Here is a 26983-nt window from a genome sequence, read left to right on the forward strand (position 1 = left end):
AAGCGTGCCCCCTCTTTCCCGCAGTCGAAATTGATGCGGAAAGAGAACATACAACGAACAAATCGATTGCCCGGCGGGAATCCTTCTGCCACTGTGGCCGTAAATGACTCAGCCTATCAGGATCAGGTCCCGCATGCGTGCCCATGGCAAGACCGAATTCACGCGACTGCACGAGCAGGCAGGCCTCACTTTCGAAGAAGCTTGTGAACTGATCGAGGTTGCGCCCCGGACAGCGTCAGCCTTCACAAGCGGCAAGCGAGAACCGAGACGGCTCGCCATCAAGACGCTGAAGAAGGCAGTCGCAGATCGCTGCGCCAAGCCTGCCGCGCCGTACGATGGTCCTGCATTCCGGTTCATCGACCTTTTTGCCGGTATCGGAGGTCTGAGGAAAGGCTTTGAGAGCATTGGCGGGCGTTGCGTCTTTACGTCCGAGTGGGACCCGCATTCACAGAAGACCTATGCCCTGAATTACCCCGACAACCACGAGGTTGAAGGGGATGTGCGGCAGTTCTCGGAAAAGCCCGACCTTATTCCGCCGTTTGACGTTCTGCTGGCGGGTTTTCCTTGCCAGCCGTTCTCGATTGCCGGGGTTTCCAAAAAGAATGCGCTGGGTCGCCCCCACGGATTTCTCTGCGACACACAGGGCACCCTCTTCTTTGATACAGCGCAGATCATCGCTCATCACAAGCCGAAGGCGTTCCTGCTTGAGAACGTGAAGAACCTCGAAAGCCATGACGGTGGCAAGACCTTCGCCACCATCATGAACGTGCTTGAGAACGAGCTGGGCTACTTCGTACAGAAGCGTGTTCTCAGCTCGGAGCCTTGGGTTCCACAGAAGCGCGAGCGTATCTTTATCGTCGGCTTCAGAAAGGAGAATGGCTTCGATATCGACGCCCTTGTCCCTCCTTCGCTTCCCGGCCCGAAACTCGGCACCATTCTGGAAGACAGCGTTGATCCGAAATACACCCTGACGCCCCGCCTGTGGGAGTATCTTCAGGCCTACAAGGAAAAGCACAACAAGGCCGGAAACGGCTTTGGCTTTGGTCTGTTCGGGCCGAATGATGTGACCCGCACCCTATCAGCCCGCTATTACAAGGACGGCTCCGAGGTTCTGGTGGCCCAGCCGGGCAACCGCCCCCGCCGTCTCACCCCGCGCGAGTGCGCGAGGCTGATGGGCTTCGAGGAGAAGGGCGGGAAACCTTTCCGTATCGAGGTGTCTGACACGCAGGCGTATCGCCAGTTCGGCAACGCAGTAGTGGTGCCGGTGGTGAAGTTCATCGCCGAGGGTATGAAGCCCTATATCGAGGCCGCAATGGCAGAAGAAGAGACCCGGCAGGTTGCCTGATATCGTGTCGCCTGAGGTCCGGAGCCGGATGATGTCCGGTATCCGGGGCAAGAACACGAAGCCCGAGATGATTATCCGCCGGGGGCTTCACGCCCTCGGTTTTCGTTTCCGGCTTCACGAGAAGAAGTTGCCCGGAAAACCCGATTTGGTTTTTCCCGGCCGGAAGGCCGTCATCTTCATTCACGGGTGCTTCTGGCACGGCCATGACTGCAACCTGTTCAAATGGCCCTCTTCCCGTGTGGAGTTCTGGCAGGCCAAGATATTCAGGAACCGCGAGATCGACGCAGCTGCAGAAGCGGCCCTTCTCGCGGCAGGCTGGCGGGTGGCGGCTGTGTGGGAATGTGCCCTGAAAGGCCGCACGCGATTGCCGCTGGAGGTTGTTATCGGCCAGTGTGCGGCGTGGCTGCGCTCGGAAGAAGCGAGTCTGACGATCCGGGGGGCTGATAATGAAGCGGGGGCACCTCTCTGACTATTTTGAGGGAGTAGCTGTCAAAAGGCTCAGTGCGGTCGAGGCAGACACCTCACGCTCCAACCAGCACGAGTACAACGGCGTCGATCGCCTGAAATCCATTCTGGGCGAGAACCAGCCGGTGAAGTTCCCCACCCGGTTCGTCTGGCTGGGCGACGAGCAAGAGGCCGTCACCGAGGACGGCATTCTCACCTGGTACGATTCACGAGCGAAGCACCCAACCCGCTCGGAATACCGGCTCTATTTCCCGACCACAGCGGTTTCCGAGCTGGCCCGCGCAGGAGACCCGATATTCTTCGCGAAGCGGACGGACGGCACGGTGATGGTTATCATCACGCCCGCCGAAAGCACGATGCAGAACCAGCTGATGTGGCTGTTCGGCATCGAGGACCAGCCAACACTGAGGCTCGATACGAAGCCGCTGGAGGGCGACGGATCAGCCGAGCTGGACTTCGCCGCCCGGTTCATTCTGGACGAACTGGGCATCGAGCAGGTTGAGCCCGAGGCCGACCGGCTGGACGAGTTGCTGGCGAAATTCGGCATGCGCTTCCCAACGACGCGGGAATTCTCCCAGTTCGCCCGTGACACGCTTCCCGAGGTGAACCCGAAGGACGGCGCCGACGCCGTGCTGATGGCGTGGATCGAGCGTGAGGAGATGCTGTTCCGGCGGCTGGAAAGGCATCTGGTGGCGGAGCGGCTGCAATCCGGGTTCATGGCCGGAAAGGACGCCGACGTGGACGGCTTTTTAGCTTTCTCGCTGAGCGTCCAGAACCGCCGGAAATCTCGCGCCGGGCAGTCGCTGGAGAACCATCTGGAGCAGATATTCGCCGCCCGAGGTCTCCAGTTCGCTCGCGGCGTCGAGACCGAGAACCGCAACAAGCCCGACTTTCTGTTCCCCGGCCCGGCCCCTTACAAGGACCCGGCATTCCCCGCCGAGCGCCTGACCATGCTGGGCGCCAAGTCCACCTGCAAGGACCGCTGGCGGCAGGTTCTCTCCGAAGCTGCCCGGATTCCCGACAAGCACCTGCTGACACTGGAACCCGGAATCTCCGAGAACCAGACGGACGAGATGCGCAGCAAGAGCCTTCAGCTGGTTCTGCCGCAAGCCATCCACGCGACCTACCGGCCCGCCCAGCAGGCGTGGCTGATGAATGTGGATGCCTTCATCGGGGTGGTCACCGCCCGTCAGGGCTGAATCGTGCTCTTGTTGAAGATTTTTTCCAGATGCCAAGCGAAGGCCGATTTGTCCGGCGCCAGCGTAGCTGTGGCGGGCAGAGCCAGCTTTTTCCCGTCAAAACCCGCGAGGTCCTTGTTCTCCAAGAATCCGCTGACGAGGCTGTGAACCGTAATTGTTGAGTCAGGCTTTATGCCGTACATGCCCTGATCGAAGGCCCAATGGTGAGCCCTGCAGAGAAGCAGGCCGTTCCGAACGTCATCGGAGCCCATCTGGCTTCTTGGAATGATGTGAGCGGCCTCACCTTCGGTGACATTCGAGGCATTCTTCAGGCCCTTTCCGCACAGGCAGCACTGTCCGCCGTATTCCTTCATCACCCGTTTCTGGAAAGCGCGTGACCGGGAGACCTTCTTAACGGTCTTTTCCTTGGGAGTGGCAGTCGGGTCAAACATCTGGAACGGCGCTGCTTCACGCGCGATCTGAAGGGCCTCTTCCTTGTCTACGTCTGCGGTGGAGACCGGTAGCTCCGCGAGATCAAGAACGCCCCAGCGCCGCCCCGCTATCAGCGGCGCGAGGCTTTTGGCCTCCTTCGACTCGCTATCGTAGGCCGTAAACCGGTAGAACAGCGGATCGGTCAGGCTCTGTTCGATGATGAGCAGATCATCGATGTCGATTCCCTTCTGCCATTCCGACAGGTTGTTGGTCACCCGCCGTTCGAGGCGTGTCCCCTTCCACGTCTGGTACTGGTAGCGCGTCGTCACCACGCCCAGAGGCTTCGATCCCAGAAACAGGGCTGCCTTGATGTCCTGATAGACACTGGGGTTTGCCGCCGATGTAGGTCCCAGTTCCGGAAAATACTTTGCGAGCGGTTTTGGCACGACGAAGCCAGCTTGGTGGCTACCCGCCTTTCCACTGTCATTCTTGGGCAGAACCTTGAAAATCGGCCTGTCGAATTCGGAATCGTCCATCGAAACGCCCCTCTGAAGGGACGGTAGGATGATTCGGAGCGGACACGCATCCGCTTCGTTAGTTGGCCTCCCCAGGTCCAACGTCTCTACAAATCTGAAGGACACCCGGTTTGATATTGGGGTGTCAGACCTCCCGATTCTCCGCCTATGGACTCGGGTGAAACCGGCCGCTGATGCAGACAGATACTCCGCTTCCTTCGTTTTTGACGGCACAGTGGCGTGGATCACGGTCATGGCTCGCGCCATTCCGGCAATACCCGCAACGCCAATGCCTAACGTCGGGGCTTTGAGCTTGGGAGGACCGGATCAGTGCATCCGGGTTGCCGTGATGGCGGATACTGGCCATTCCCTCTCCCCGCCCCGGGGCCTGCTCTTCTGCAACATCACTGCAGGCCGTCACGGTAGCGGGTGAACGGTAGCCACCTTGAGGCGGTGCAGTGATGGCATAGCAGGATTGGCGGTCAGGTTATCCCCGCGGAGGTCGAGCTTATTGCCGTGGCCGGCGAGAAGGGGGGGCTCTGAGAGAAGGTTTCGTCCAGCCAAGTGCAGAATGCCGCCGCAAGCGGCTGCCTGCTCCCGGCGATCATCTGGCGAGCCCCCGCCACTGTAACGATGATCGGCGCTCGCGATCCGTGTTCCGTCTGGATCGGATAAACACCCTTTTCTGCGGGATCTACCTTCGCTCGCATCTTGCGTCCGATGCTCCAGCGAGACGTTTCCCTATATTCGATGGCGTCGACGATGTCATAGGAGACGATCCAGTCCTTACCCTCAATGGTGAAGGATCGGATATCGTGGCCCCTGAACTTGCGTGTTTCGGGTTTGTTGAAAGTCATGATGTGCTCCGTAGGAGACATTATAGGGGCTTGTGCCGGGCCGTGCCGAAGTCCGGCTTGGGCTGCCGGTTGATCTTCTTGAGGAACAGGTTGTCCCGGCGAAGGTCGAGAGCGTTCCGATTGCGGTGCCTCACCTGATAGTTCCCATCCGGTGGGTCCATGATGAGTCGGGCGACACGGCGGGTGTTGCCGGGCCGGAATCCGACTCGGACGATGCGCCCGTCGAAGGACCAGTTAGGGGAGACCCCAAGGGCCAAAAGAGTGTCGTAATCGGCCACGTCGACGATGGCGTGAGCGTCGAGATTGGCGAGAGGGACGCGGACCACGGGAAGGCCGCGATCATCGGTCCCGTAACGGGGAGTGCGAAGGGGATTGTAGGTCATGATGATTGCGTTGCTGATGTCCTGATGTTGAACAGATTGGGAGACAGACACGGGAAGCCCGTGCAGCTCCCTGCGGAGGAGACCCCGGCCTGTGGCCTGTATGGGGTTAAGACGGCCGGTAATTCCGGGATGCAGCGAGGCCCCCCCGGGCGCGACTCTCGCCTATGGGGGTGGGTAATTTTCGGGCAGGCGCCGCGAGCCTTGGGTGTATCCCGCTCACCGACCTCCCCACTGCTCGACAGCCTGTCAGGAGGGGACAATCTGCGGAGGATGGCCGGGCCTGACGCTCTTCGAGCCGAACGAAGAGGGCCGGAGCTGTGGAAGGCACTAACAAGATAACGACGATGGGAGGACGGGTACGACAGGTGGAGTGGACTGCACCGACGACATCACGGGAAGTCGTCTCGATGCTGGAGCACCACGACACTGTTCCCCTATCAACACCATGAGTAAGATGGAGATGGAGGGGATGATGGAAGGCAGGAGTTAGAGGAAACCCCACAGCGCCCTTTAAAGGATCATCTTCAAAGTAACAGACAAGCCCCCCTACCCCCCAAGATCGTCATGGGAGATAGGGGGTCGATTGTCGCGACAGAGCCCCCAGCAAGAGGGCGCGTCCCGCCTGCTCTATGTTAAGATGGCAGGTAATTAAGTGCAGTGCGACTGCACCACAGCGTCCTATTACCTATGGTGGCTGGTAATTGCGGATGCAGTCATCGCTACCAGCATCGCCAGCGGAACAAGGATTGTCCGGACGGGGAGAGTGCCGTTGTCGGCGCTCACCTCCCACCTCCGAAGCTACACCGCGTCCCGGTCTTCCAGTCGCAATCCACCCCGAGGCCGTGATTGGATGCCCACCGCATGGCCGTGACTTGGCCGTGGAAGGGGACGGAGAGGGAGGCGTAGCGGTTCATGACGGGAGGCCATTCACAGGCCAACGGGGCTGGATGCCCTGACACAATCGACCCACCCCGTTCATGCAGCTTCAAGAGTCATAGCGTCCAGTAACCGCTTTTCGTCGTTCGGCCGTCCATGAGATACCGCGTTGATAGATTATCGAAGAGAGGCAGGTACGTCTACGCCACCATATCCTTCCGCGCTTTCAGTATCCGGTGGACGCTCGCCTTGCCGATATCAAGCTGTCGGGCAATCTCGGACATGCTGATGCCCTGATCTGCCAGTCGAACAACCTCCGCCTCCTTCGCTTTGGCTGTGGGAGCCCGGCCTTTGTACTTGCCGGCGGCTTTCGCCTTCGCGATGCCCTCTCGCTGGCGTTCCAACATGATTTCTCGCTCAAACTGCGCCACACTCCCGAGCACGTTGAGCATGAGGCGGCCCGTAGGCGTCCCCGTGTCGAGGTTCATGTCGAGGATGCGGAGGGTAGCTGCCTTGGCCTCAATGGCCCCGAGGAGGCCCATGAGGTGAGTCATGGAGCGGGCGAGTCGGTCCAGCTTGGTGACTACGAGGGCATCCCCTTGCCGGAGATTGTCGAGGGCGCGGGCAAGCTCTTGTCGCTCCCCGACGTCCACTGAGGACACCTGCTCGACATATACCCGCTCGCATCCTGCCGACGCGAGGTCTCGCTCTTGCGCGTCCAGACCGGCTGTCTGGTCGAGGGTCGAGGTTCTGGCGTATCCGATGAGCATGGGCGCGGTCTCCAAGAGCGCTTTCGTTCCACAAGACTCTTAGACCTTGCGTGGAATGTCAATGGACCACTCATGTGGAACGATCATGCCGCCTCTTGGAACGGTCCGTTAGACCTTGCCCTGTGGAACGCAAGTACATCGATCAATTGATGGCGCGGGCAGATTGCCAGTGACGCGGGTAGACAGCCGTCATGTTCAGCTGAAGCGGTCCTTGGTGGATGGGCGGGGGGGATTCCGTTGCTCACCGGTAGAGAGAGCCGTCTCGAATTTTTGCGGCGAACATTCTGGTTCGCGATCCTCGCTCTACGGCACGCGATGTCAGTTCGTTCAAATGAATATCGTCATCGACTTCCGGCCAGAAATTTGGGTAACTGCTCAAAAGGAAGGGTTGGGTAAATGCTCGGGGTTGATTCGGACAAGCTACGGTTCAAACCCCGTGCCCGCATCATTAGAACGATTGGTGACCAGCTTATCAGCGGGCCCGAGGCCGCTGTAATCGAGCTCGTAAAGAACGCCTATGATGCAGACGCGTCAAATGTCACCATAACTTTTACGCCGCCGCTTGATGCAGGTGTCGGACGCATCACGGTTCAAGACGATGGCCACGGTATGGCTTTGTCGGACATTCAAGAGAAGTGGATGGAGCCGGCTACCACTTCGAAGCAGACAAACCGTCGCTCGCCGAGTCGACAGCGTGTGATGATGGGATCGAAGGGTATCGGGCGCTTTGCGGCCGCCAAACTCGGTGCGCGAATGGCGCTGAATTCCATAACGCGTCAGGCAAATTCCTATGTCGAGGTGCTCATTCCGGAAATCAATTGGTCAGATTTCAACGGCGAGACGTATCTCTCCGATATTGCGATTGATTACTATGTACAGGAGACAGAATCTCCAACAGGGACTCTGATTGAAGTACTCGATCTTAACGAAAGCTGGCCCGAATCTAAAGTAAATCGCCTGATATTAGAGTTAAGGCGCCTCTTATCCCCTCTCAGAAGCGGAGAAGATGGCGATCATTTTGACATATATCTCGATATATCGGCATGCACTATTGCTAATGCGGGCTTTGATGGCGCATCCATTGCCACCGATTCTGGTTTCGATTCTGACCAAGGCCGCATCCATATTGCGCCATTTCCGCTTTTAACGTCTTGTGACTATGATGTTTCCGGATCCTTCGATGATCTTGGAAATTTTACGGGAACTTTCAAAAACAACCGCGCCGAAACAAAAGATGAGGAAGTTAAGTTCGAAGTGCCGCTTCGCGAAGAAGAGGACAGCTGCGGCCCTGTAGAGATCCGCCTCTTCGTTTTTGATCGAGAGGCTGATGCCCTCAAAAGCAATATGAGGAATGCCGGGCTTGGGAATATTAACGTCTCTGAAGCCCGCAAGATACTTGATAACATTGCTGGAGTTGCGATTTACAGAAGCGGGTTTAGGATTCGACCGTATGGCGACCCCGAAAATGACTGGCTCACTTTAGATAAGCGCCGCGTTCAAAACCCGTCGCTTCACATCGGGCACAACCAAGTAGCAGGCTTCATTTCGGTTGCCGATCAACACAGCTCAAACCTTGAGGAGCGCAGCAGCAGAGAGGGGTTTGAGCAGAACGGAGCTTTTCGCCGCTTGGTACACTTGATCGATGAGCTTTTGATCAAGGTAGTTGAGCCAAAACGGTATCAGTTTCGAGCCAAGGCTGGGATCTCTCGATCCCGGGGCGTCACCTTCGCAGAGGTTCGCAAGCTATCTGAACTCGAAAAACTGCGAGCGGTCATAACGAGGCTGGCGCCAGCCGAACGGGTTGAAGCCGAATTGTTGATCGACGCTCAATCCTCATTGCTCACTGGTCGGATCGATCAGCTTGAAGAGAGGCAGCGGATTTTAGAAGCGAAATCTTCATTGGGTGCCATCGTCAGTGAGATTCTGCATGAAGGTGCTCAGCCGGCTGCGTACATCGCGAATACTGCTGCCCGCCTAAAATCGCTATACCCTGATCTTTTAGGCGCTAATCGCAATCTCTCAGAACGTGCAAAGGCTGAGTTCGATAAGAAGCTGCCGCTCATTTCGGAGTCCGGCATAAAATTGTCTGGCTTATTTCGTAACCTCAAGCCTCTCGCAGGCGGAAGACGTGGGCCGCCGGAGGTGTTTAGCTTGGCTAACGTCATAACTGGCGCCGTCGAGCTCTTTAAGGCCCATCAAGCTCAAATTGAGGTAATAAATCCTGATAAAATAAATTATCTTATTGGCTACAAGGATGACCTAAGCACCGCGCTGGTAAATCTGATCGCCAACTCTCTTCATTGGATTGAAGAAAATGGAAATGCATCTCCCCATATCCGCGTATCTGTTGAAGCAACAGCGGATGACGCTATTGTAGCAATTGAAGATAACGGCCCAGGCATCAACGAGGACTATGTCGATCTAATTTTTGATGTGGGCTTTACCCTTAAGTCGGGCGGAACTGGATTAGGGTTGAATATCGCACGCGAAGCTTTAGCACGGTCAGGGGCTACTCTGGCTTACGATTCGAGCTTCACGAGTGGCGCTCGATTTAAAATTGGCTTTCCAAGGGTCCGAGACAAGCGATGAAGAAGATGAGCTTGCTGTTCGTCGACGATGAAGCTGGGCAGCAGGACCTTTTTGAGTCTGCCGTACAAGACTGGAATGCGCGAAATCACGGATCCGGGCGAGAATTCAGATACGAGCTTGCTGGCGATGTTGAGCAAGCCGAAGAGGCGTTAGCTTATAAGCGCTTCGATGGAGCGTTGTTCGATCTCCGCGTCAAGCGCTCCGCAGCTAACGGCGGCAGGGCTGAGCCTGCGGGCAATGAGCTGGCCAGAATCGCCCTGCGCGAGCGAGGCATTCCTGTCGCAATTATTACGGCGGATGAGACCGCTCTTGAAAAAGATATTCGCGAGACAGGAAAAGTTGAGGTTTTCGATAAGAATGCCGCCAACAACGAGAGAGGAAATCCCTACGATAACGCAATAGAGTGGTTTTCTACTCATTGGACGATGATGGACGTACTTAGAAGCTCTCGATTGAAGATCGAGGGACTGGCAGCTGACATTTTTCTGAAGCGCCTCTGGCCACGGTGGGAGCTGTTTACCGACATGCAAGGCGACGATGGGCGAGCTTTGATTGAAATCATAGCGCGTCAATACGCCAGCCACATTGCAGATCATCTTGGTTTAGATAAACCTGAGAATGTGACGTGGCATCCATTCGAGAACTATGTCCATCCCGCTCTAATTACGGATCGAGCTCATACGGGCGACATATTTTTGATGAATGAAGAACTCTGGGTGGTACTGACACCGCAATGTGATATGGCGACTGGCAAAGTCCCTAATATACTGCTCGCGAAATGCGCTCGCGGAGCGGAAAAATGGGCAGATAATATTAAAATGCTTCGAGAGGCTGAAAGCAAATCGAAAAAAAAGGATGCGCAGCTGTTCTTTCGTGATCATGTTAATCAAAATATCGGATCAGCAAAACACTTCCTCCCACCCTTGCCGGGAGAGAGTGAACCTCTGATTGTTCAATTCTCTAACATCATGACGATTGGGATTAAGGATTTGAACGGTAATCTTGGGGCAAGAGTTGCAACTATAGCAAGCCCCTTCCTGTCTAATATTGTTCAACGATTTGGCGCACATATCAGCAGAACGGGTCAACCAAACATAGATGTCAATCGCTTCATCGATTAGTTGACTGTATGGCTTTCGTTTGGGTGCCGCTCGGTGGATCAAACCACGGCTCATTTGACAACTCGAGCCACACTTAGTGCGCCCCGGCCATGCCCGCTATTGCGGTAGCTTCACGGACTCTATTACGCGCAGGAACTGTTCCCGCAGAGGTCCGCCTGAATACCCACCAAGGCTCATACCGAGGCGCTTGTGCCCAACAACGGCCTCGATAAAGTGCGGCGGCTGTTCGGCTTGCTCTGCCTTAGTGATGAACCAGCGGCGAAAGCTGTGAAAGTCTACGCGAGACTGGCGGGCACCGTCCGGCACATCATCCAGCTCCAGCTTCCGCCGGTAGGCGGTAAAGGTTTTCACGACCTTCTGCGACCGCTCAACGGCGGAGCCCTTTTTGGGTACGGGCAGCTCGGGGAATAGAGGGTCTTTCGCCTCTTTTCCCTGAATACGGCGGGTGACGATGGCCTTCAGGGCGGAGTGGATCGGCACCATACGGATGCCGGACTTCGTCTTCGCTACCGTGATGTCGAAGCAATCATCCACGATGTTCTCGGCACTCAACCGGGCAATCTCGTCTACACGCATGCCAGATAGCGCGGCGATGTGCATGAAGTCCGAAAGCAGCTCTCCGGGCTTGCCACCGAATAGCTTCTTCATCTCACCGTCGGTGTAAGGCCGCTTCTGCGTGTCCTTGTCGGGTTCCGGCTTCGCCAAGGACTGGCCGCGCCATATGTTCTCTTCCACGAAGCCCTTCCGCTCGGCCCATTTCCAAAGGCTGGACAGGCATGAGATGTCCTTGTTGGCGGTCTTGGGATGGGCGCCCGTCTCCACGAAGACATCTGTGACGTATCGTCCGGCGACCTTGCGGGTCACCGCCTCAATGGACGTTGGCAGGCGTTGAGCCGCGAGCCACCCGGAGAACCTCTCGACGGCACGGCGGTAGTCCACTTGCTGCCTGGGCTTCATCGGACGCTCGGCCAGCCACTTGGCTATCAAGCGAGTGATGGGGGTTGCCTGCCCAACGGCAACATCATGGAAGTCCTTTGCGCGGGCGACGCCTTCCTTCACAGCGATCTCATCTGCGCGGTCGCGGACAAGGGAAAGGGTGAGGCTGTGGCCGTCCTCGATCAGGTTCCCCTCTTCGTCCTCATAGGCATAGAAGCTGGGGTCTGTTTCCGACTGCTCCACGGCCTCCCGCCACTGCATGGCTTCATCCGCCAGCGGGTCCGGTCCTTCCTTGGCCTTGCGACGCAGCTCGGCCTCGGCCTTCAACAATTCGTCTTTGAGCATTGCGACGATGCGGAACTTCTCACGGTTAGCAACAGCAAGGCTATCGGTATGGAGGGGGTGCTTGAGGTGCGCCTTCCCTATGTGCTTGCGGAGCCGTTCGGGAACTTTGATCACGACAATCCACTGGTTGCCGTGCTTCTTGAGGTAGCGCCGATCAAAGGCCATATCGCGACTTCTATCCAGAGCGGTAGCCCACCGGTAGCCCATTCTGGTAGCCCATGGCAAGGCCATATTTGCTCGAATTTGCAGGTATTTAATAACATTATAGAAACCCGAAGTGAGGTTCCTAGTCCCCCAGCCACTCCTCGGTGGCTTTCTGTTCATTCGGCAATTTATGCGATTTGCGGATGCCTGAGTTTGGCCAGCGACAGGCTGGACCGTGTGTCGGCACGGCGCTGTCCTCGAATGCCATGATATCTGCTGGTCATCAGGGGGCGCCCATCCGGCGCGGTTCGGACCAGCGCCCCATGCCAAGTAGCGTCGCGCTCAGATCACCTTGGCGCGCAGGGTCGCGGTGACGATCTCGGTGACGACCACGACCGCGAAGATCACGACGAGCACGAGCCCGACCTGATCCCAGTAGAGATTGTCCATCGCCGCCTGCAGGGCGACGCCGAGGCCGCCGGCGCCGACCAGGCCGAGCACGGCGCTCTCGCGCACATTGATGTCCCAGCGGAACAGGCTGACGGCGAGGAAGGCCGGCTTCACCTGCGGCCAGAAGCCCTTGAGCAGCACCGAGCGCCAGGGCGCACCTGCGGCCCGCAGCGCCTCGATCGGGCCGGGCTTGGCCTCCTCGATCGCCTCGGCCAGGAACTTGCCGGTGAAGCCGATCGAATGCACCGCCACCGCCATCACGCCGGCGAGCGCGCCGGGGCCGAACACCGCGACGAAGAGCAACGCCCAGACCAGCGTGTGCACCGAGCGGGTCGCGACAAGGATGAAGCGGCCGAGCGTGTTGATCCAGATCGACGACGAGATGTTGCGGGCGCACATCAGCGCGACCGGCGTCGCCATGAGGATCGCCAGCACCGTGCCAAGCGTCGCGGTGTGCAGCGTCTCGATCAGCGCCTGCTGAACGGTCTTGGGGAAGTAGGCCCAGTCGATCGGCCACATCCGCGCGAAGAGGTCGACCGTCTGCGCCGGCGCGTCGTAGAGGAATTCGGGGATGATCTCGATGGTCTGGACCGACCAGCCCAGCGCCAGCGCCGCCACCGCCCAGAACGCGAGGCGCATGCTGCGCTCGGCCGCGGTGAAGCGATGCCAGACCGGGCCGGAGGCGCCTTGCTTGACCTCGCCGCTCGGCGCCTCGTCCTGATAGACCCGGCGCATGAAGGCAGAGAGGACCTCGCCGGCCATCACCGCCAGGATGATCGCGATGATGATGGTCAGCACGAAGTCGTAGTCGAAGCGCTGGAAGGCGGTGAACAGGGTTGCGCCGATGCCGCCGCCGCCGACCAGACCGACCAGGGCTGAGTTACGCAGGTTCGAATCGAGCTGATAGGCCGCGAAGCCGATGAAGCGCGGCAGCACCTGTGGCACCACGCCCATGGTGACGACTGAGAGAAAGGGCGAGCCGGCGGCGCGCAGCGCCTCGATCGGCTTCATCGACATTTCCTCGATCGCCTCGGCGATCAGCTTGGCGATGAAGCCGATGGTGGCGACGATCAGGGCGAGGATGCCGGCGAGTGCGCCGAAGCCGACGGCCTTGACGAAGAGGATGGCGACGATGACCGGGTGGAAGGTCCGGCAGAGCGCGATCAGCCCGCGCGCCAGCACCGTCACCGGCAGGGGCATCAGATTGCGGGCGGCGCAGAGACCGACCGGCAAGGCGAGGAGCACGCCGGCGCCGGTCGCGATGATGGCGATCTGCAGCGATTCCAGCATGCCCTGCGCGAGCAGCTGCAGTTTGTCATGCGCCAGGTTCGGCGGGAACATCCGGCCTAGGAAGCGCGCACCGTTGCCGAGCCCCTGGACGAAGCGCTCCCAGCGGATGTCGACGATCCCCGCCGCATAGATCACATAGGCGACGAAGAGCAACGCGCCGAGGCGCAGCGGCCAGTTCGGCGGGAAGGCACGGTTGCGCAGGCTGGCGCCGGCGCTCATAGGAGGGGCGCTCATTCCATCCAGCCTTCGCCGCCATAGATCTCGGCGAGATGGCTGTCCTGCAGCCCGGCCGGCGGCCCGTCATAGACCACGAGGCCCTTCGACATGCCGATCATCCGCAGCGCATAGCGGCGGGCCAACGCCACGTTGTGGATGTTGACCAACACCGGGATGTTGCGCTCGCGCCCGACCTTGGCGAGCAGCTCCATGATCTCGACAGAGGTCTTGGGATCGAGCGAAGAGGTCGGCTCGTCGGCCAGGATCAGGTCGGGCTCCTGCATCACCGCCCGGGCGATGCCGACGCGCTGGCGCTGGCCGCCGGAGAGCTGGTCGGCGCGGCGGGTGGCGAAGTCGCCGAGACCGACCGATTCCAGCAGCGCGAAGGCACGGGCGATGTCCTCCTCCGGGAAACGCCGGGTCCAGGCGCGCCAGACCGGGACATAGCCGAGCCGGCCGCAAAGCACGTTCTCGATCACCGTCAGCCGCTCGACCAGGTTGTATTCCTGGAAGACCATGCCGAGGCGCCGGCGCGCCGCCCTGAGAGGCTCGCCCTGCAGCTTCGCCAGATCGGTTCCGCCCAGCATGATCGAGCCTGAGGTCGGGTCGACCAGTCGGTTGATGCAGCGGATCAGCGTCGACTTGCCGGTGCCGGACGGGCCGATGATCGCGACGATGCCGGGCTCGGAGACGCTGAGCGAGATGTCGCGCAGGACCGGCTGGCCCTTGCGATACTCCTTGACGAGATTGCGGATGACGAGCGCCCGGCCATGGCCGGGCGCCTCTGCGACGGGGAGGGCGCTCATGGGCTGCGTCGGGCCTTCGATCAGGGCTTGGCCGGCGCCGGCTGCGCCTTCTTCTTGGCGAGCTCGTCCGCCTCGCGCTTGGCCTCGGTGTCGTAGGCCGACTTGTTGTAGGGCGTGCCGGACTTCTCGGCGACGTCTCGCACGATCGCCCAGTCCTTCTGGTAGGTGATCGGCAGGAAGCGGTCGTCGCCGTTGAACTCCTTGGTCATTTCCGGGGTGAAGCGGAAGGAGAAGAAGCAGTCGGTCAGCTTCTTGGCGAGCTCGGGCTTCAGGTCATGCGCATAGGCGAAGGACGAGGTCGGGAAGATCGCGCTGCGATAGATCTCGCGCGTGTCCTCCTTCTTGATCGTGCCGCGCACGATCATGCGTTCATAGACGTCGCCGGCGACGGCGCCCATGTCGTAGTCGCCCGAGACGACACCGAGGATGGACTTGTCGTGGCCGCCCGACATCAGCGGCTTGTAGTCCTTGTCGGCCTCGAGTCCATGCTCGGGGAAGAGCACGCGCGGAGCGAGGTTGCCGGAGTTGGACGAGGGCGAAGTGTGGGCGACCTTCTTGTCCTTGAGGTCCGACAGCTTCTGGTAGGGGCTGGAGGCCTTGACGACGGCGACGAGATTGTAGCCGCGCACGCCGGCCGCCGAGCCCTTGGCCGCGAAGGGAATCGCGCCGGCGAGATTGACGGCAAAACCGGTCGGGCCGGTCGAGAATCCGGCGAAGTGCAGGCGACCCGAGCGCATCGCCTCGATCTCGGCCGAGTTCGACTGAACGGGGTAGTAGACGATGCGCTTGCCGGTGCAGGCGGCGAGATGGTCGGTCAGCGGCTTGAAGATGTTGGCGTAGACGGCCGGGTCCTCGACCGGCGTATAGGCCCAGACCAGCGCCGACGGGTCCTTCAGTTTCGAGGCCTCGGTCGGCACGTCGGCGACCAGGTCCTTGTTGGCGTCGCAATACATCGTGTCGAGCTGGCCGCGATTGGAGCAGGCGTCCTGCGCCTGCGCCGCACCGGCGAGCCCGAGGCCCAGGAGCAGCGAGGTCGTGGCGGTCAGGCAAGTCAGCGTCTTGGTCATTTGCGGCGTCTCTCCCGGGCGATCGTTGTTGTAAGCCGGCTAGAGTATGTGACATAAAACTGTCACATTCCAGCCGGGCGAGACGCCTCGTCTTACGACTATAGTGGCCTTGTCCACCGCGACGGTTGGCCCCCACGCCAACCCAGACGATGCAAAATCCCCCCTCTACAACCTTTCCGGATAATCTGGCGGCGCTGATGCCGCGATATGACGGCTTCCTGCTCGACCAGTGGGGCGTGCTGCATGACGGCGTCCGGCCTTATCCAGCTGCAGTGGCTGCGCTGGAGATGCTGCACCGGGCGGCCAAGCGCGTGATCATCCTCTCGAATTCGGGGCGCAGCGGAGCCGAGAACGCCAGGCAACTGGCGAAATTCGGCTTTGCGCCGGAACTCTATGACGAGGTCGTCTCGGCCGGAGATGACGCCCGCGATGCATTGGCGGCGCGCGACGAGCCGTTCCACCAAGCGCTCGGCCGGCGCTGCCTGTTGCTGGCGCGCGAGGGCGAGCAACATCTGGCCGAGGGGCTCGGGCTCGACTTGGTCGAGAACGTCGAGACGGCCGACTTCATCCTGTTGATGACGATGGACCCACCCCGGCAGTCGGTCGCCAGCTGGATGGATCTGCTCAAGGCAGCCAGCGTGCGGCGCCTACCGATGATCTGCGCCAATCCGGACCTGCATCGTGCCAGTCCCACCGGCGGCCTGCAGGAGGCGCCGGGCCTCGTCGCGCGCGCCTATGAGCAGCTCGGCGGCACGGTGCGCTATCACGGCAAGCCGCAGCCGCGGATTTATCGCACCTGTCTGGCGAAGCTCGGGCTCGACCGCAGCCGTGTCGTCGCGATCGGCGACTCGCTGGAGCACGACATTGCCGGTGCCCAAGGCGCCGGCATCGATAGCGTCTTCATCGCCGGCGGCATCCATCGCGGCGAGATCGGCTGGGACGGCGCGGCGTTGGACCCGGCGAGCTGCCTCGCACTCTTCGCCAGCGCCGGACGTAGCCCGACCTACGCGCTGCCGCTGCTCGGCTGAGGTAGGACCGGCTCAGCGCCCGGTCAGGAACAGGCCCGAGAGGAAATAGGCCAGCGCCGAGATCAGGCCGGCTGCGGGCATGGTGACAATCCAGGCGAAGACGATGCCGCGGGCGACACCCCAGCGCACGGCCGTGACCCGCCTGGCCGCCCCGACGCCGATGATCGCGCCGGTGATGGTGTGCGTGGTCGAGACGGGGACGCCGAGATAGGTCGCCATGAACAGGGTGATGGCGCCGCCGGTCTCGGCACAGAAGCCCTGCTGCGGCGAGAGCCGGGTGATCTTCGAGCCCATGGTGTGGACGATGCGCCAGCCGCCGCAGAGCGTGCCGAGTGCCATCGCCGCCTGGCAGGAGATCACCACCCAGAACGGCACCGAGAAGGTGTCGCCCATCATGCCATGCGAGAACAGCAGCACGGCGATGATGCCCATGGTCTTCTGCGCGTCATTGGCGCCGTGCCCCAGCGAATAGAGCGAGGCCGAGACGAATTGCAGGAGGCGGAAGGTCGAATCGACCTTGATCGGCGCGACCTTGAGGAAGGTCCAGGAGACGATCAGGACCAGCAGCAGCGCCAGCGCGAAGCCGATCGCCGGTGACATGAAGATCGCCAGGAAGGTCTTGCCGAGCCCCCACCAGACGATCGACGAGAGGCCGACCTTCGACAGGCCGGCGCCGACCAGCCCGCCGATCAGCGCATGCGAGGAGCTCGACGGGATGCCGGCGATCCAGGTCACGACGTTCCAGACGATCGCGCCGGTCAGCGCGCCGAAGATCACCCGGTCGTCGACGATCGTCGCCTGGATGATGCCGGAGCCGACCGTCTGGGCGACGTGCAGGCCGAAGAACAGGAAGGCGATGAAGTTGAAGAAGGCGGCCCAGAACACCGCCCATTGCGGCGCCAGCACCCTCGTCGAGACGATGGTCGCGATCGAGTTGGCGGCGTCGTGCAGGCCGTTCAGGAAATCGAACAGCAGCGCGACGGCGATCAGGAAGAGCAGGGCGGGGGCGAGGCTGGCGAAGTCCACGGGGGAGCCCTGACTTCTCAGAGGTGTTCGAGGACGATGCGGCTGACGCGCTTGGCGACATCCTCGAAGCGGTCGACGACCTTTTCCAAGTGGTCGTAGATCTCGGCGCCGACGATGAAGCCCATGGCATCGGTGCCGCGATGCGCCTTGAACAGCTCCTTCAGCCCCTGGTCGTACAGCACGTCGGAGCGCTCCTCGATCGCACCGATCTCCTTGGCGAGCGCGCCGATGCCGACCGCATGCTTCTTGATGTCGCGCAGCATGGGGAGCAGCTCGCCGACCTTGATCGCCGCGGCGACGACGGTCTTGCCGAGCTCCTGCATGCTGGGCGTGAAGCTCTCGACCTCGAAGAGCCGGATCGCCTTGGCGGTCTTCTGCATCTGGTCGATGGCATCGTCCATCGAGCCGATCAGTTCCTCGATGTCGCCGCGGTCGAAGGGGGTGATGAAGGTGCGGCCGACCTCGAGCATGACCTCGCCGGCGATCGCATCGGCCCGGTTCTCTTCAGCGAAGATCTCGGCGCAGCCTGCCTCGATCGGCGTCGCTCCGCTGAGCAGGCCGTCGAGCGCTGCCGCTCCGGCCTTCAGCGTCTGCGCATGGCGCTCGAACAGCACGAAGAACTTGTCTTCCTTCGGCAGCAGCTTCTGGAACCAGCCCAGCATCGGAACGGCCTCTCACCAACTTAGTCCGGCCCGCGGCAAATGAGCGGGATGACATGCCTGCGCCTTTTGTGACAGTTTTGCGACAACGGCAATCCGGATTCCGGCTTTGCCCCCGTTGGCCTCGACGCCGGCGTGCGCAGAACACGACAGGGAGGACTGATATGTTTACACGCAGGATCGCGCTGGTTTCGGCGCTTGGCTTGGCTCTGGCCGCCTCGGCCGTCCAGGCGCAGGCGCCATCAGGGAAGGTCACTGTCGTCACCTCGTTCTCGAAGGACGTCACCGACCCGATCAAGAAGGCTTTCGAGAAGGCGGTGCCCGGCGTCACGCTGGAGGTCCAGAACCGCAACACCAATGCCGGCGTGAAATATGTCGAGGAGACCAAGGCCAACAACCAGGTCGACCTGTTCTGGGCCTCGGCGCCCGATGCCTTCGAAGTGCTGAAGGGCAAGCAGCTGCTCACCGCCCATAAGCCCAAGGCGACCGGCATTCCCGAGAAGATCGGCTCCTATCCGATCAATGATCCGCAGGGCTTCTATTTCGGCTTCGCGGCGTCTGGCTACGGCATCATGTGGAACGAGCGCTATGCCAAGGCCAACAAGCTGCCAGAACCCAAGGACTGGCAGGACCTCGCCAAGCCGGCCTTCTACGGCCATGTCTCGATCGCCTCGCCCGCACGTTCGGGCACGACGCATCTCACCGTCGAGACCATCCTGCAGGGCGAGGGCTGGGAGAAGGGCTGGCGCACCCTGAAGGAGATGTCCGGCAATTTCCACTCGATCACCGAGCGCTCCTTCGGCGTGCCGGAGGCGGTGAATTCCGGACAGGTCGGCGTCGGCATCGTCATCGACTTCTTTGCCTTCTCGGCGCAGGCCTCGGGCTTCCCGGTCAAGTTCGTCTATCCGACCGTGACCACGGTCGTCCCCGCCAATGTCGGCATCATCGCCAATCCGCCGAACAAGGCGGCGGCCGAGGCCTTCATCGAGTTCCTGCTCTCGCCGACCGGCCAGGAGGTGCTGCTCGAACCCGGCATCCGCCGCCTGCCGGTCAACCCGGCCGTCTATGCCAAGGCCGGCGCCGACTATCCCAACCCCTTCACCGATCCGCGCTTCCAGAAGATGATCGGCTTCGACGTCGACAAGTCGGAAGCGCGCACCGCTGTCGTCGACACGCTGTTCGACCAGTTGATCTCCTTCCAGCTCGATGCGCTGAAGGGCGTCACCAAGACGCTGCACGAGGTCGATGCGGCGCTGGCCAAGAAGCCGAATGCCCAGGCCAAGGCGCTCGCCGACGAGGCGCGCAACCTGATCGCCGCGCTGCCGGTGACGGAGGCACAAGCCGCGAGCCCCGAACTGCGCGGCGCCTTCACCGGCGGCAAGGAGAAGGGCGCGCGCCAGGCCGAGGTCGAGGCGCAATGGGCGAGCTTCGCCCGCGACAACTACGCCAAGGCCAAGGCCAAGGCCGAGGAGGCGCTGAAGGCGGCGAAGTAGCGCGAGCGTCATCCCGGACAAGCGATGCAGTCGCGCCGATCCGGGATCCATCGAAGGGTGTTGCGCTCTACGATGGATCTCGGCGCTCCGCTTCGCTGCGGCCGGGATGACGGCTCACCCGTCTGTCGACGATCAGGATCACGATGACCGCCGTCCCCGCCACCCCGTCCCGCGCCCGCGCCTTCTCCGCCACCCCTGGCCAGATCGCGCTGGCGCTCGCCATCGCGGCCTTCCTGCTCGTCTTCCTGGTGCTGCCGGTGGCGACGGTGATCTACGTCGCCTTCACCGAGAAGGGCACGTCGACCTTCACCCTGGTCAACTTCTACGACTTCGTCCGCACCGAGCTGTTCATGCGCTCGCTGTGGAACTCCTTCTATGTCTCTGCGATGTCGGTGGTCTGGGCCTCGGTGCTGGCGCTGCCGCTCGCCTATCTCACCACGCGTTTCGCCTTCCGGGGCGCCGCGATCGTGCAGACGCTCGGCTTCCTGCCGCTGATCATGCCGCCCTTCGTCGGTGCCGTGGCGATGCAGCTCTTCTTCGGCCGCAACGGCTCGATCAACCTGCTGCTCGACGACTGGTTCGGCTTCAAGATCGACTTCATGGAGGGGCTGAACGGCGTCATCTTCGTCCAGTCGGTCCACTATTTCCCGTTCATCCTGATCAATCTCTCGGCGGCGCTGCGCAATATCGATCGCGCCATGGAGGAAGCCGCGCAGAACCTCGGCTCCTCGGGCTTCCGGCTGTTCCGCCGCATCGTCTTCCCGCTGGCGCTGCCGGGCTATCTCGCCGGGGCCTCGCTGGTCTTCGTCAAGGTCTTCGACGATCTCGCCACGCCGCTGCTGCTCAACGTCAAGGACATGCTGGCGCCGCAGGCCTATTTGCGCGTCACTTCGATCGGCATCGCCGACCCGATGGGCTACGTCATCTCGGTTGTGCTGATCGTCGCCTCGGTGCTGGCGATGTGGCTCTCGGCGCGGGCGTTGAAAGGACGCGACTACGCCACGACACAGCGCGGTGGCGGCGGGCTGGCGCGGCGCGTCATGCGACCGCACGAGGCGGTGCTCGGCTATGGCGTCGTCATCCTGATCCTGGCGCTGGTGCTGGCGCCGCATCTGGCTCTGCTGCTGCTCTCCTTCGCGACGATCTGGTCGTTCTCGCCGCTGCCGGACGCCTACACGATCGCCCATTACGGCCGCGTCTTCGGCGAGAGCTCGCTCTACATCAAGAACACGTTGATCTACGCCACGCTCGCCGGCGTCATCGACATCGTGCTCGGCGTCGCGATCGCCTATCTCGTGCTGCGCACCAGGCTCGTCGGCCGCGAATGGCTCGACTGGATGGCGACGGCCGCGCTCGCCATTCCCGGCGTCGTGCTCGGGATCGGGTACCTCAGGACCTTCTACGGCGTCACCCTGCCGGACGGGACGCCGCTCGCGGCGCTCTGGATCACCATCGTCATGGCACTGGCGATCCGCCGTCTGCCCTATGCGCTGCGCGCCTGCCATGCCGCGCTCCAGCAGATCTCGGTTTCGCTGGAGGAGGCGGCCGAGAACCTCGGCGCCACCAAGGCCCGCACGGTGCGCCGCATCGTCGTGCCCTTGATGACCGGCGGCATCCTCGCCGGCTTCGTCACCTCCTTCGCGACGGCGGCCGTCGAGCTCTCGGCAACCCTGATGCTGGTGCAGTCCAATTCTGACGCGCCGCTGGCCTATGGGCTCTATGTCTTCATGCAGTCGGCTGCCGGGCGCGGGCCCGGCGCGGCGCTCGGCGTCGTCGCGGTCGTGCTCGTCGCCGCCTGCACCTTCCTGTCGCACCTCATCGTCGAACGCAGCCAGAAGGCCAAGGGAATGGGCCACTGACCATGAACGCAAACGTCTCCCTGACCACGCCGGCCGTCTCGGTCGCGATCGAGGGCGTCAACCTGTCCTATGGCGACAATCACGTCCTGAAGGACGTGAGCCTTGCGATCGAGCCCGGCGAGTTCTTCGCCTTCCTCGGCCCCTCCGGCTGCGGCAAGACCACGCTGCTGCGGCTGATCGCCGGCTTCAACCGGGCCGATACCGGCCGCGTCGCGATCGGCGGGCAGGACATCTCCGGCTTGCCGCCGTGGAAGCGCGATGTCGGCATGGTCTTCCAGTCCTATGCGCTCTGGCCGCATATGAGCGTGCGCCGCAACGTCGCCTTCGGGCTGGAGGAGCGCGGCGTGAAGCGCGCCGAGATCGAGCGGCGGGTCGAGGCCGCGCTCGGGCTGGTGGGGCTTGGTCATCTCGCCGAGCGCCGGCCTTCGCAGCTCTCCGGCGGCCAGCAGCAGCGCGTCGCCGTGGCGCGCACCGTCGCGGTCGAACCCAAGGTGCTGCTGCTCGACGAGCCGCTCTCCAATCTCGACGCCAAGATGCGGGTGCAGGTCCGGCGCGAATTGCGCGACCTGCAGCAGCGGCTCGGCCTGACCACGATCTTCGTCACCCACGACCAGGAGGAGGCGAATTCGATTTGCGACCGCATCGCCGTGATGAATGACGGGATCGTGCAGCAGGTCGGCACGCCGATGGAGCTCTATGAGCGCCCGGCCAACCTCTTCGTCGCCGGTTTCCTCGGCACGGCCAACATCCTGCAGGGGCGTGTCGTCGGCAGCGGTGCCGATCGCTGCTTCGAGATCGATGGCGGCGCAAAGTTTCCGATCGGCGAGGGGGCCGCCGTTCCCGATGGCGCGGCGCTGGTCTTCCGCCCGCAGCATGCCAGCCTCGCCGATCGGGCCAGCTCGCAGGACGGTGCGCTATCCTTGCCCTGCGTCATCGCCAACCGCGAGTTCCTCGGCGCGAGCGTCCGCTACGGCGCCCGGATCGGCTCTGCCGAGGTAGCAGTCGACATGCCGTTCCAGTCCGGGCGCGAGCTGTTCGAGGTTGGCAGCGAGGCCAGCTTGAAGCTGTCCCCGGGTTCGCTCCACTGGCTCTCCGCCTGAGGACGCCTTGGAGCAGCGGCGCTGCAACCATGGTCGGTGCAGACGATGTCGATCACCTTGTGGGAGGTGCCGAGGCAATTGGCCCGATAGGCGGTCAGCGAGCCTTGCTTCAGCACGGTCTCGATCCGGGGCTTGACGCAGCCCTGCTCAAGCAGGACGCGCTGCAAATCGCCATCGGAGGCGAAGGCGGTGGACAGGCCGCCCAGGAGGATCAACGCCGGGGCGCTGCCCCGGCGCAGGAGGATGGACCGGCGCGGTCCAGCCTCGCGATGGCGGGTCACTTCGCTTTCTGGAGCTTGGTGACGGTGATCTGGCCGTTGACCCGGTCGGCGTCGAACTTGATCTTGTCGCCGGCCTTCAGCCCTTTCAGCATGGCGGGGTCGCCGGCGCGGAACACCATGGTCATGGCGTCCATGTCGAGGTTCTTGATCGCGCCGTGATTGATGGTGAGCTTGCCTTGCGGCTCGTCGACCTTGGTGACCGTGCCGCTGACCGACTGAGCCGCGGCCGGGAAGGCGAGGAGGAGAAGAGCGAGGGTGGCTGTCGTCCTGAGCACGGGATGCTCCTTTCTCTGAGAATTACTTGACGATGATCTTGCCGGTCATGCCGGCTTCGCGGTGACCGGGGATCAGGCAGGAGAAGTCGAATTCGCCCGCCTTGGTGAAGGCCCAGACGATCTCGCCCGTCTTCTTCGGCTGAAGCCGCTTGGCGTTCGGATCGTCATGCTCCATGTCGGGATTCTTCTGCATCTCGACGGCATGCTTGAGGTTCTCCTCCAGCGTCGCCAGCACGAGCTCATGGTCGAGCTCGCCATTGTTGCGCAACTGGAAGCGGATCTGCTCGCCGCGGCGCACCTCGATCCGGTCGGGAATGAACGACATCTTGCCGTCGCGCTCGGCCATTGCCACGGCGATGATGCGGGCCGGCTTCTTCGGATCGCCCGGCTTGCCATAGGCGGTCTCGTCGCCATGGCCGTGGCCGGCTCCGCCCGGGCCTGCCAGTGCGGCGCTGGCTGAGAACAGGACTGCGATTGCGGCGAGCTTGAATGCTGTCTTCATGAGGCTCTCCTGCTGGAGGTTGGCGTCTTCAGTGCTTGGAATGCGGGTTCTTGGCTGCCGGCCGGGGCTTACCGTCCGGCCCGAGGCTCGGCTTGCGCGGGTCCTTGACCCGCCATTCGGTCGGCTCGACGCCGCTGTCCGGGGAGGTGCCTCGCGGCGCCTCGGCAAGCTTCTGGCCCTTGTATTCGAAGGCGACGGTGCCTTCCGGGTGCTTGAACCAGCCAGGATCCTTGTAGTCGTTCCTGGCAAGGCCCTCGCGGACCTTCACCACCGAGAACATGCCGCCCATCTCGACCGGGCCGAACTGGGCGAAGCCCGTCATCATCGGCAAGGTGTTGTCGGGCAGCGGCATCTCCATCGAGCCCATCTCGCCCATGCCGTTCGAGCCCATCGGCATGTAGCCGGGCGCGATCCTGGCGATGCGCTTAGCCAGGTCCTTCTTGTTCACGCCGATATAGTTCTTCACCGAATGGCCCATCGCATTCATGGTGTGGTGCGATTTGTGGCAGTGGATCGCCCAGTCGCCGGGCTCGTCGGCCACGAAGTCGAAGGCGCGCATCTGGCCGACGGCGCAGTCGATCGAGACCTCGTCCCAGGCGGCCGCCGGATCGACCCAGCCGCCATCGGTGCACGAGACCTTGAACTCGTAGCCGTGCATGTGGATCGGGTGGTTGGTCATGGTCAGGTTGCCGAAGCGGATCCGGACCTTGTCGTTCTTAGCCACCACGAGCGGGTCGATGCCCGGGAACACGCGGCTGTTCCAGCACCACATGTTGAACTCGGTCATCTCGGCGACGCGCGGCACATAGGAGCCGGGCTCGATGTCGAAGGCGTTGAGCAGGAAGACGAAGTCGCGATCGACGCGGCGGAAGGCCGGGTCCTTGGGATGGACGACGAAGAAGCCCATCATGCCCATCGCCATCTGGACCATCTCGTCCGAATGCGGGTGGTACATGTAGGTGCCCGAGCGCCGCAGCAGGAACTCGTAGACGAAGGTCTTGCCCGACGGGATATGCGGCTGCGTCAGCCCGCCGACGCCGTCCATGCCGTTGGGCAGGCGCTGGCCATGCCAATGCACCGCCGTGCTCTCGGGCAGCTTGTTGGTGACGTAGATGCGGACCTTGTCGCCCTCGACCGCCTCGATGGTCGGCCCCGGTGACTGGCCGTTATAGCCCCAGAGATAGCCCTTCATCCCGGGCGCGAATTCGCGCACCACCGGCTCGGCGACGAGATGGAATTCCTTCCAGTCGCCGTTCATCCGCCAGGGCAAGGTCCAGCCGTTGAGCGTGGCGACCGGCTGGTAGTCCGGTCCCGTCGTTGGCACCAGCGGCGCCTGCATGGTCGCCTCGGTCATGGTCGGAGCCTCGGGCACGGCGGCGAAGGCCGTGCGCCCGGAGACGGCGCCGGCTGCGGCGACGACGAGGCCGGAGGTGCCGATGAAGCCTCTGCGCGATAGCGTGGTCATTGTTTCGCTCCTTCCGCTCGCTCAGTGTCCGCCGCCGCCGGCATCGCCGCCTGTGGCTGCGACCGTGGCCGAGCCACCGCCTCCGCTGCCGCCGCCGATCAGCGCATGCTTGAAGTCGGTATGGGCGATCCAGAAATCGCGCCGGGCATTGATCGCCGCGACATTCGAGAGGATGCGATTGCGCGCATCGGTGATGAGATCGGTGACGTCGTTGAGCATGCCGCTGTACTGCAGCAGCGACTGCTCCTGGATGATCTTGCGCAGCGGCAGGACGTTGTTCTGGTACTGCCGGGTGATGTCGTAATTGGCGCGGTAGGCGGTATAGGCCTCGCGCGCCTCGGAGCGGGCATTGACCGCCTTCTCCGCCAGCCTGTTGGCGGCCTGCATGTAGGTCTGCTCGGCGAGCGCGACCTTGGACTGGCCGAAATCATAGATCGGAATGTCGATCTCGAGCTCCAGCGTCCTGCTGCGGCTGGATTCGCGCTCGACATGGCCATGGTCGTTGATGCTGCGGCCGCGGTCATAGGTGCGGCGTCCGAGCAGGTCGATGTCGTTGACGAAGCGGGTGGCATTGGCGAGGCCGAGCGACTTCGCGAGGGAGTCGAGCTCGGCGCGGGCGATCTGGATGTCGATGCGCTTGCGCAGCGCCTCGGCCTCGATCGCCTTGACCGATTGCAGTCGCGGCAGCGGCGGCAAGGTTCCGGGCAGCCTGAATTTGAGTTCGTCGCCCCAGAGCCCGAGCTGGCGCACCAGCCGCTCGCGCTCCTGGCGTTGCAGCTGGCGCGCCTGGGCGAGCTGCACAGTCAACTCGGCCTCGAAGGCGAATTCGCGAGCCTGGTCGATCTTGTTGACGCCGCCGGATTCGCCGAGCCGCTTGAACAACTCGGAAGCGGCGTCGGCGGAGGCCTTGGCCTCCTGGTAGAAGGTGACCTGCGCATTGGCGGCGACGGCCCGGTAGTACTGGCGCCGGGCATCGGCGGCGAGCCGCAGCACCGCCTCAACCGCCCGCAACTGCGCGGTCGCGAAACGATCGCCGGCGATCTCGGCCCTGGCCGGCAAGGTGATGAGCGCGAGCAGGCTGCCGACGATCTGGCGCTCGACCTCGACCTCGAAGCGACCCGAGAGCTTGGAGATGCCGAAGCGCGGATTGGGCGGCAGGCTGGCGGCGACCATCTGCGCCTCGGCGATGCCGAGCTCGTTGAAGGAGGCCTGCAGGCCGCGATTGCTGAGCAGCGCGACCTGGACGGCGCCGTCCGCCGTCAACGGCTTGCGCAGAAGCTGGTCGACCCGCGCCTTCGCGGTCAACGCGACCTGGTCGTCGTTGATCTTGACGACCTCCTTGCCGATCTCGGCATAGGCTGCGGCCTGGATCGGCGCCATGCCGCCATCCGGCGAGAAGCCGGCGCAGCCACCGAGCAGGGCCGCGGTCCCGGCGAGCAGGCCCCAGCGCAGCAGGCGGCGGACATTCGGCTTGGTCGAAGCGAGCAAGACAGGCCTTTCAATCGAGGGA

Annotated in this window: 23 protein-coding genes; 9 read left to right on the forward strand and 14 right to left on the reverse strand. The window is 62.4% G+C overall.

What is annotated here, in order from left to right; genetic code table 11:
• The first annotated feature begins 133 nt into the window (after positions 1 to 133).
• The 3 genes from dcm to ACQKLX_RS11480 are packed head-to-tail and all read left to right on the forward strand — an operon-like array spanning position 134 to position 3009.
• The gene (gene dcm / locus ACQKLX_RS11470; RefSeq protein ID WP_427361706.1) at positions 134 to 1345 is read left to right on the forward strand and encodes a DNA (cytosine-5-)-methyltransferase; all 1212 of its coding nucleotides are present in this window, start codon (positions 134 to 136) and stop codon (positions 1343 to 1345) included.
• A 4-nt stretch (positions 1346 to 1349) separates the two neighbouring features.
• Positions 1350 to 1814 carry a very short patch repair endonuclease gene (locus ACQKLX_RS11475; RefSeq protein WP_427361914.1) on the forward strand — a complete coding sequence of 155 codons (465 nt, stop codon included), beginning with the start codon at positions 1350 to 1352 and terminating at the stop codon, positions 1812 to 1814.
• Positions 1792 to 3009, forward strand: coding sequence for a type II restriction endonuclease (locus tag ACQKLX_RS11480; RefSeq protein WP_427361707.1), 1218 nt, complete (start codon positions 1792 to 1794; stop codon positions 3007 to 3009). The genes ACQKLX_RS11475 and ACQKLX_RS11480 overlap by 23 nt, the downstream gene beginning before the upstream one ends.
• Here ACQKLX_RS11480 and ACQKLX_RS11485 read toward each other — a convergent pair.
• The 4 genes from ACQKLX_RS11485 to ACQKLX_RS11500 all read right to left on the reverse strand — a co-directional run bounded on the left by ACQKLX_RS11485 (position 3000) and on the right by ACQKLX_RS11500 (position 6821).
• The gene (locus ACQKLX_RS11485; protein WP_427361708.1) at positions 3000 to 3956 is read right to left on the reverse strand and encodes an HNH endonuclease; all 957 of its coding nucleotides are present in this window, start codon (positions 3954 to 3956) and stop codon (positions 3000 to 3002) included. The genes ACQKLX_RS11480 and ACQKLX_RS11485 overlap by 10 nt on opposite strands.
• Positions 3957 to 4417: 461 nt before the next feature.
• Positions 4418 to 4792 carry a BRO family protein gene (locus ACQKLX_RS11490; RefSeq protein ID WP_427361709.1) on the reverse strand — a complete coding sequence of 125 codons (375 nt, stop codon included), beginning with the start codon at positions 4790 to 4792 and terminating at the stop codon, positions 4418 to 4420.
• A 20-nt stretch (positions 4793 to 4812) separates the two neighbouring features.
• Positions 4813 to 5175, reverse strand: a complete 363-nt coding sequence (locus ACQKLX_RS11495; RefSeq protein ID WP_427361710.1) for a hypothetical protein — start codon at positions 5173 to 5175, stop codon at positions 4813 to 4815.
• Positions 5176 to 6251: 1076 nt separating this feature from the next.
• Positions 6252 to 6821, reverse strand: coding sequence for a recombinase family protein (locus ACQKLX_RS11500; protein ID WP_427361711.1), 570 nt, complete (start codon positions 6819 to 6821; stop codon positions 6252 to 6254).
• Positions 6822 to 7217: 396 nt separating this feature from the next.
• Here ACQKLX_RS11500 and ACQKLX_RS11505 point away from each other — a divergent pair, with 396 nt between their 5' ends.
• Together ACQKLX_RS11505 and ACQKLX_RS11510 are read left to right on the forward strand one after the other, a co-directional pair.
• Positions 7218 to 9410 (forward strand): sensor histidine kinase, encoded by a 2193-nt coding sequence (locus tag ACQKLX_RS11505; RefSeq protein WP_427361712.1) that lies wholly within the window; start codon positions 7218 to 7220, stop codon positions 9408 to 9410.
• Positions 9407 to 10531: a response regulator gene (locus tag ACQKLX_RS11510; RefSeq protein ID WP_427361713.1), complete on the forward strand. Its 1125-nt coding sequence runs from the start codon at positions 9407 to 9409 to the stop codon at positions 10529 to 10531. Before ACQKLX_RS11505 ends, ACQKLX_RS11510 begins: the two co-directional genes overlap by 4 nt.
• Positions 10532 to 10627: 96 nt before the next feature.
• On the opposite strand, the gene ACQKLX_RS11515 is transcribed toward ACQKLX_RS11510, so the two are convergent.
• The 4 genes from ACQKLX_RS11515 to phnD form a co-directional block, all read right to left on the reverse strand.
• Positions 10628 to 11977 (reverse strand): tyrosine-type recombinase/integrase, encoded by a 1350-nt coding sequence (locus tag ACQKLX_RS11515; RefSeq protein WP_427361714.1) that lies wholly within the window; start codon positions 11975 to 11977, stop codon positions 10628 to 10630.
• Between the two features lie 321 nt (positions 11978 to 12298).
• Positions 12299 to 13930 carry a phosphonate ABC transporter, permease protein PhnE gene (gene phnE / locus ACQKLX_RS11520; protein ID WP_427361715.1) on the reverse strand — a complete coding sequence of 544 codons (1632 nt, stop codon included), beginning with the start codon at positions 13928 to 13930 and terminating at the stop codon, positions 12299 to 12301.
• Positions 13927 to 14718 (reverse strand): phosphonate ABC transporter ATP-binding protein, encoded by a 792-nt coding sequence (gene phnC / locus ACQKLX_RS11525; RefSeq protein ID WP_427361716.1) that lies wholly within the window; start codon positions 14716 to 14718, stop codon positions 13927 to 13929. Before phnC ends, phnE begins: the two co-directional genes overlap by 4 nt.
• A 20-nt stretch (positions 14719 to 14738) precedes the next feature.
• Positions 14739 to 15785, reverse strand: coding sequence for a phosphate/phosphite/phosphonate ABC transporter substrate-binding protein (gene phnD / locus ACQKLX_RS11530; protein WP_427361717.1), 1047 nt, complete (start codon positions 15783 to 15785; stop codon positions 14739 to 14741).
• A gap of 197 nt (positions 15786 to 15982) precedes the next feature.
• Between phnD and ACQKLX_RS11535 the strand changes: the two genes are divergently transcribed.
• On the forward strand, positions 15983 to 16813 hold the full coding sequence (locus ACQKLX_RS11535) for a TIGR01459 family HAD-type hydrolase (RefSeq protein WP_427361718.1): 831 nt from the start codon (positions 15983 to 15985) through the stop codon (positions 16811 to 16813).
• Between the two features lie 12 nt (positions 16814 to 16825).
• On the opposite strand, the gene ACQKLX_RS11540 is transcribed toward ACQKLX_RS11535, so the two are convergent.
• Together ACQKLX_RS11540 and ACQKLX_RS11545 are read right to left on the reverse strand one after the other, a co-directional pair.
• Entirely contained in the window at positions 16826 to 17839 is a 1014-nt protein-coding gene (locus ACQKLX_RS11540) for an inorganic phosphate transporter (RefSeq protein WP_427361719.1), read from the reverse strand.
• 17 nt (positions 17840 to 17856) lie between these two features.
• Positions 17857 to 18501 carry a DUF47 domain-containing protein gene (locus tag ACQKLX_RS11545; RefSeq protein ID WP_427361720.1) on the reverse strand — a complete coding sequence of 215 codons (645 nt, stop codon included), beginning with the start codon at positions 18499 to 18501 and terminating at the stop codon, positions 17857 to 17859.
• A 161-nt stretch (positions 18502 to 18662) separates the two neighbouring features.
• On the opposite strand from ACQKLX_RS11545, the gene ACQKLX_RS11550 reads away from it, so the two are divergent.
• The 3 genes from ACQKLX_RS11550 (at position 18663) to ACQKLX_RS11560 (ending at position 22950) form a co-directional block, all read left to right on the forward strand.
• Positions 18663 to 19991, forward strand: coding sequence for an ABC transporter substrate-binding protein (locus tag ACQKLX_RS11550; RefSeq protein ID WP_427361721.1), 1329 nt, complete (start codon positions 18663 to 18665; stop codon positions 19989 to 19991).
• Between the two features lie 143 nt (positions 19992 to 20134).
• Positions 20135 to 21850 carry an ABC transporter permease gene (locus tag ACQKLX_RS11555; protein ID WP_427361722.1) on the forward strand — a complete coding sequence of 572 codons (1716 nt, stop codon included), beginning with the start codon at positions 20135 to 20137 and terminating at the stop codon, positions 21848 to 21850.
• 2 nt (positions 21851 to 21852) lie between these two features.
• Positions 21853 to 22950, forward strand: coding sequence for an ABC transporter ATP-binding protein (locus ACQKLX_RS11560; RefSeq protein ID WP_427361723.1), 1098 nt, complete (start codon positions 21853 to 21855; stop codon positions 22948 to 22950).
• A 277-nt stretch (positions 22951 to 23227) separates the two neighbouring features.
• Here ACQKLX_RS11560 and ACQKLX_RS11565 read toward each other — a convergent pair whose 3' ends face one another.
• The 4 genes from ACQKLX_RS11565 to ACQKLX_RS11580 are packed head-to-tail and all read right to left on the reverse strand — an operon-like array spanning position 23228 to position 26961.
• A complete protein-coding gene (locus ACQKLX_RS11565) occupies positions 23228 to 23506 on the reverse strand; it encodes a copper-binding protein (RefSeq protein ID WP_427361724.1) in 279 nt (92 codons plus the stop codon).
• Between the two features lie 22 nt (positions 23507 to 23528).
• A complete protein-coding gene (locus ACQKLX_RS11570; RefSeq protein ID WP_427361725.1) occupies positions 23529 to 24008 on the reverse strand; it encodes a cupredoxin domain-containing protein in 480 nt (159 codons plus the stop codon).
• A 28-nt stretch (positions 24009 to 24036) separates the two neighbouring features.
• The gene (locus ACQKLX_RS11575; RefSeq protein WP_427361726.1) at positions 24037 to 25473 is read right to left on the reverse strand and encodes a multicopper oxidase family protein; all 1437 of its coding nucleotides are present in this window, start codon (positions 25471 to 25473) and stop codon (positions 24037 to 24039) included.
• 21 nt (positions 25474 to 25494) lie between these two features.
• Positions 25495 to 26961 carry a TolC family protein gene (locus ACQKLX_RS11580; protein ID WP_427361727.1) on the reverse strand — a complete coding sequence of 489 codons (1467 nt, stop codon included), beginning with the start codon at positions 26959 to 26961 and terminating at the stop codon, positions 25495 to 25497.
• Positions 26962 to 26983: the final 22 nt, after the last annotated feature.

The organism is Allobosea sp. NPDC003192 (genome assembly GCF_050275675.1).
GTDB lineage: Bacteria > Pseudomonadota > Alphaproteobacteria > Rhizobiales > Beijerinckiaceae > Allobosea.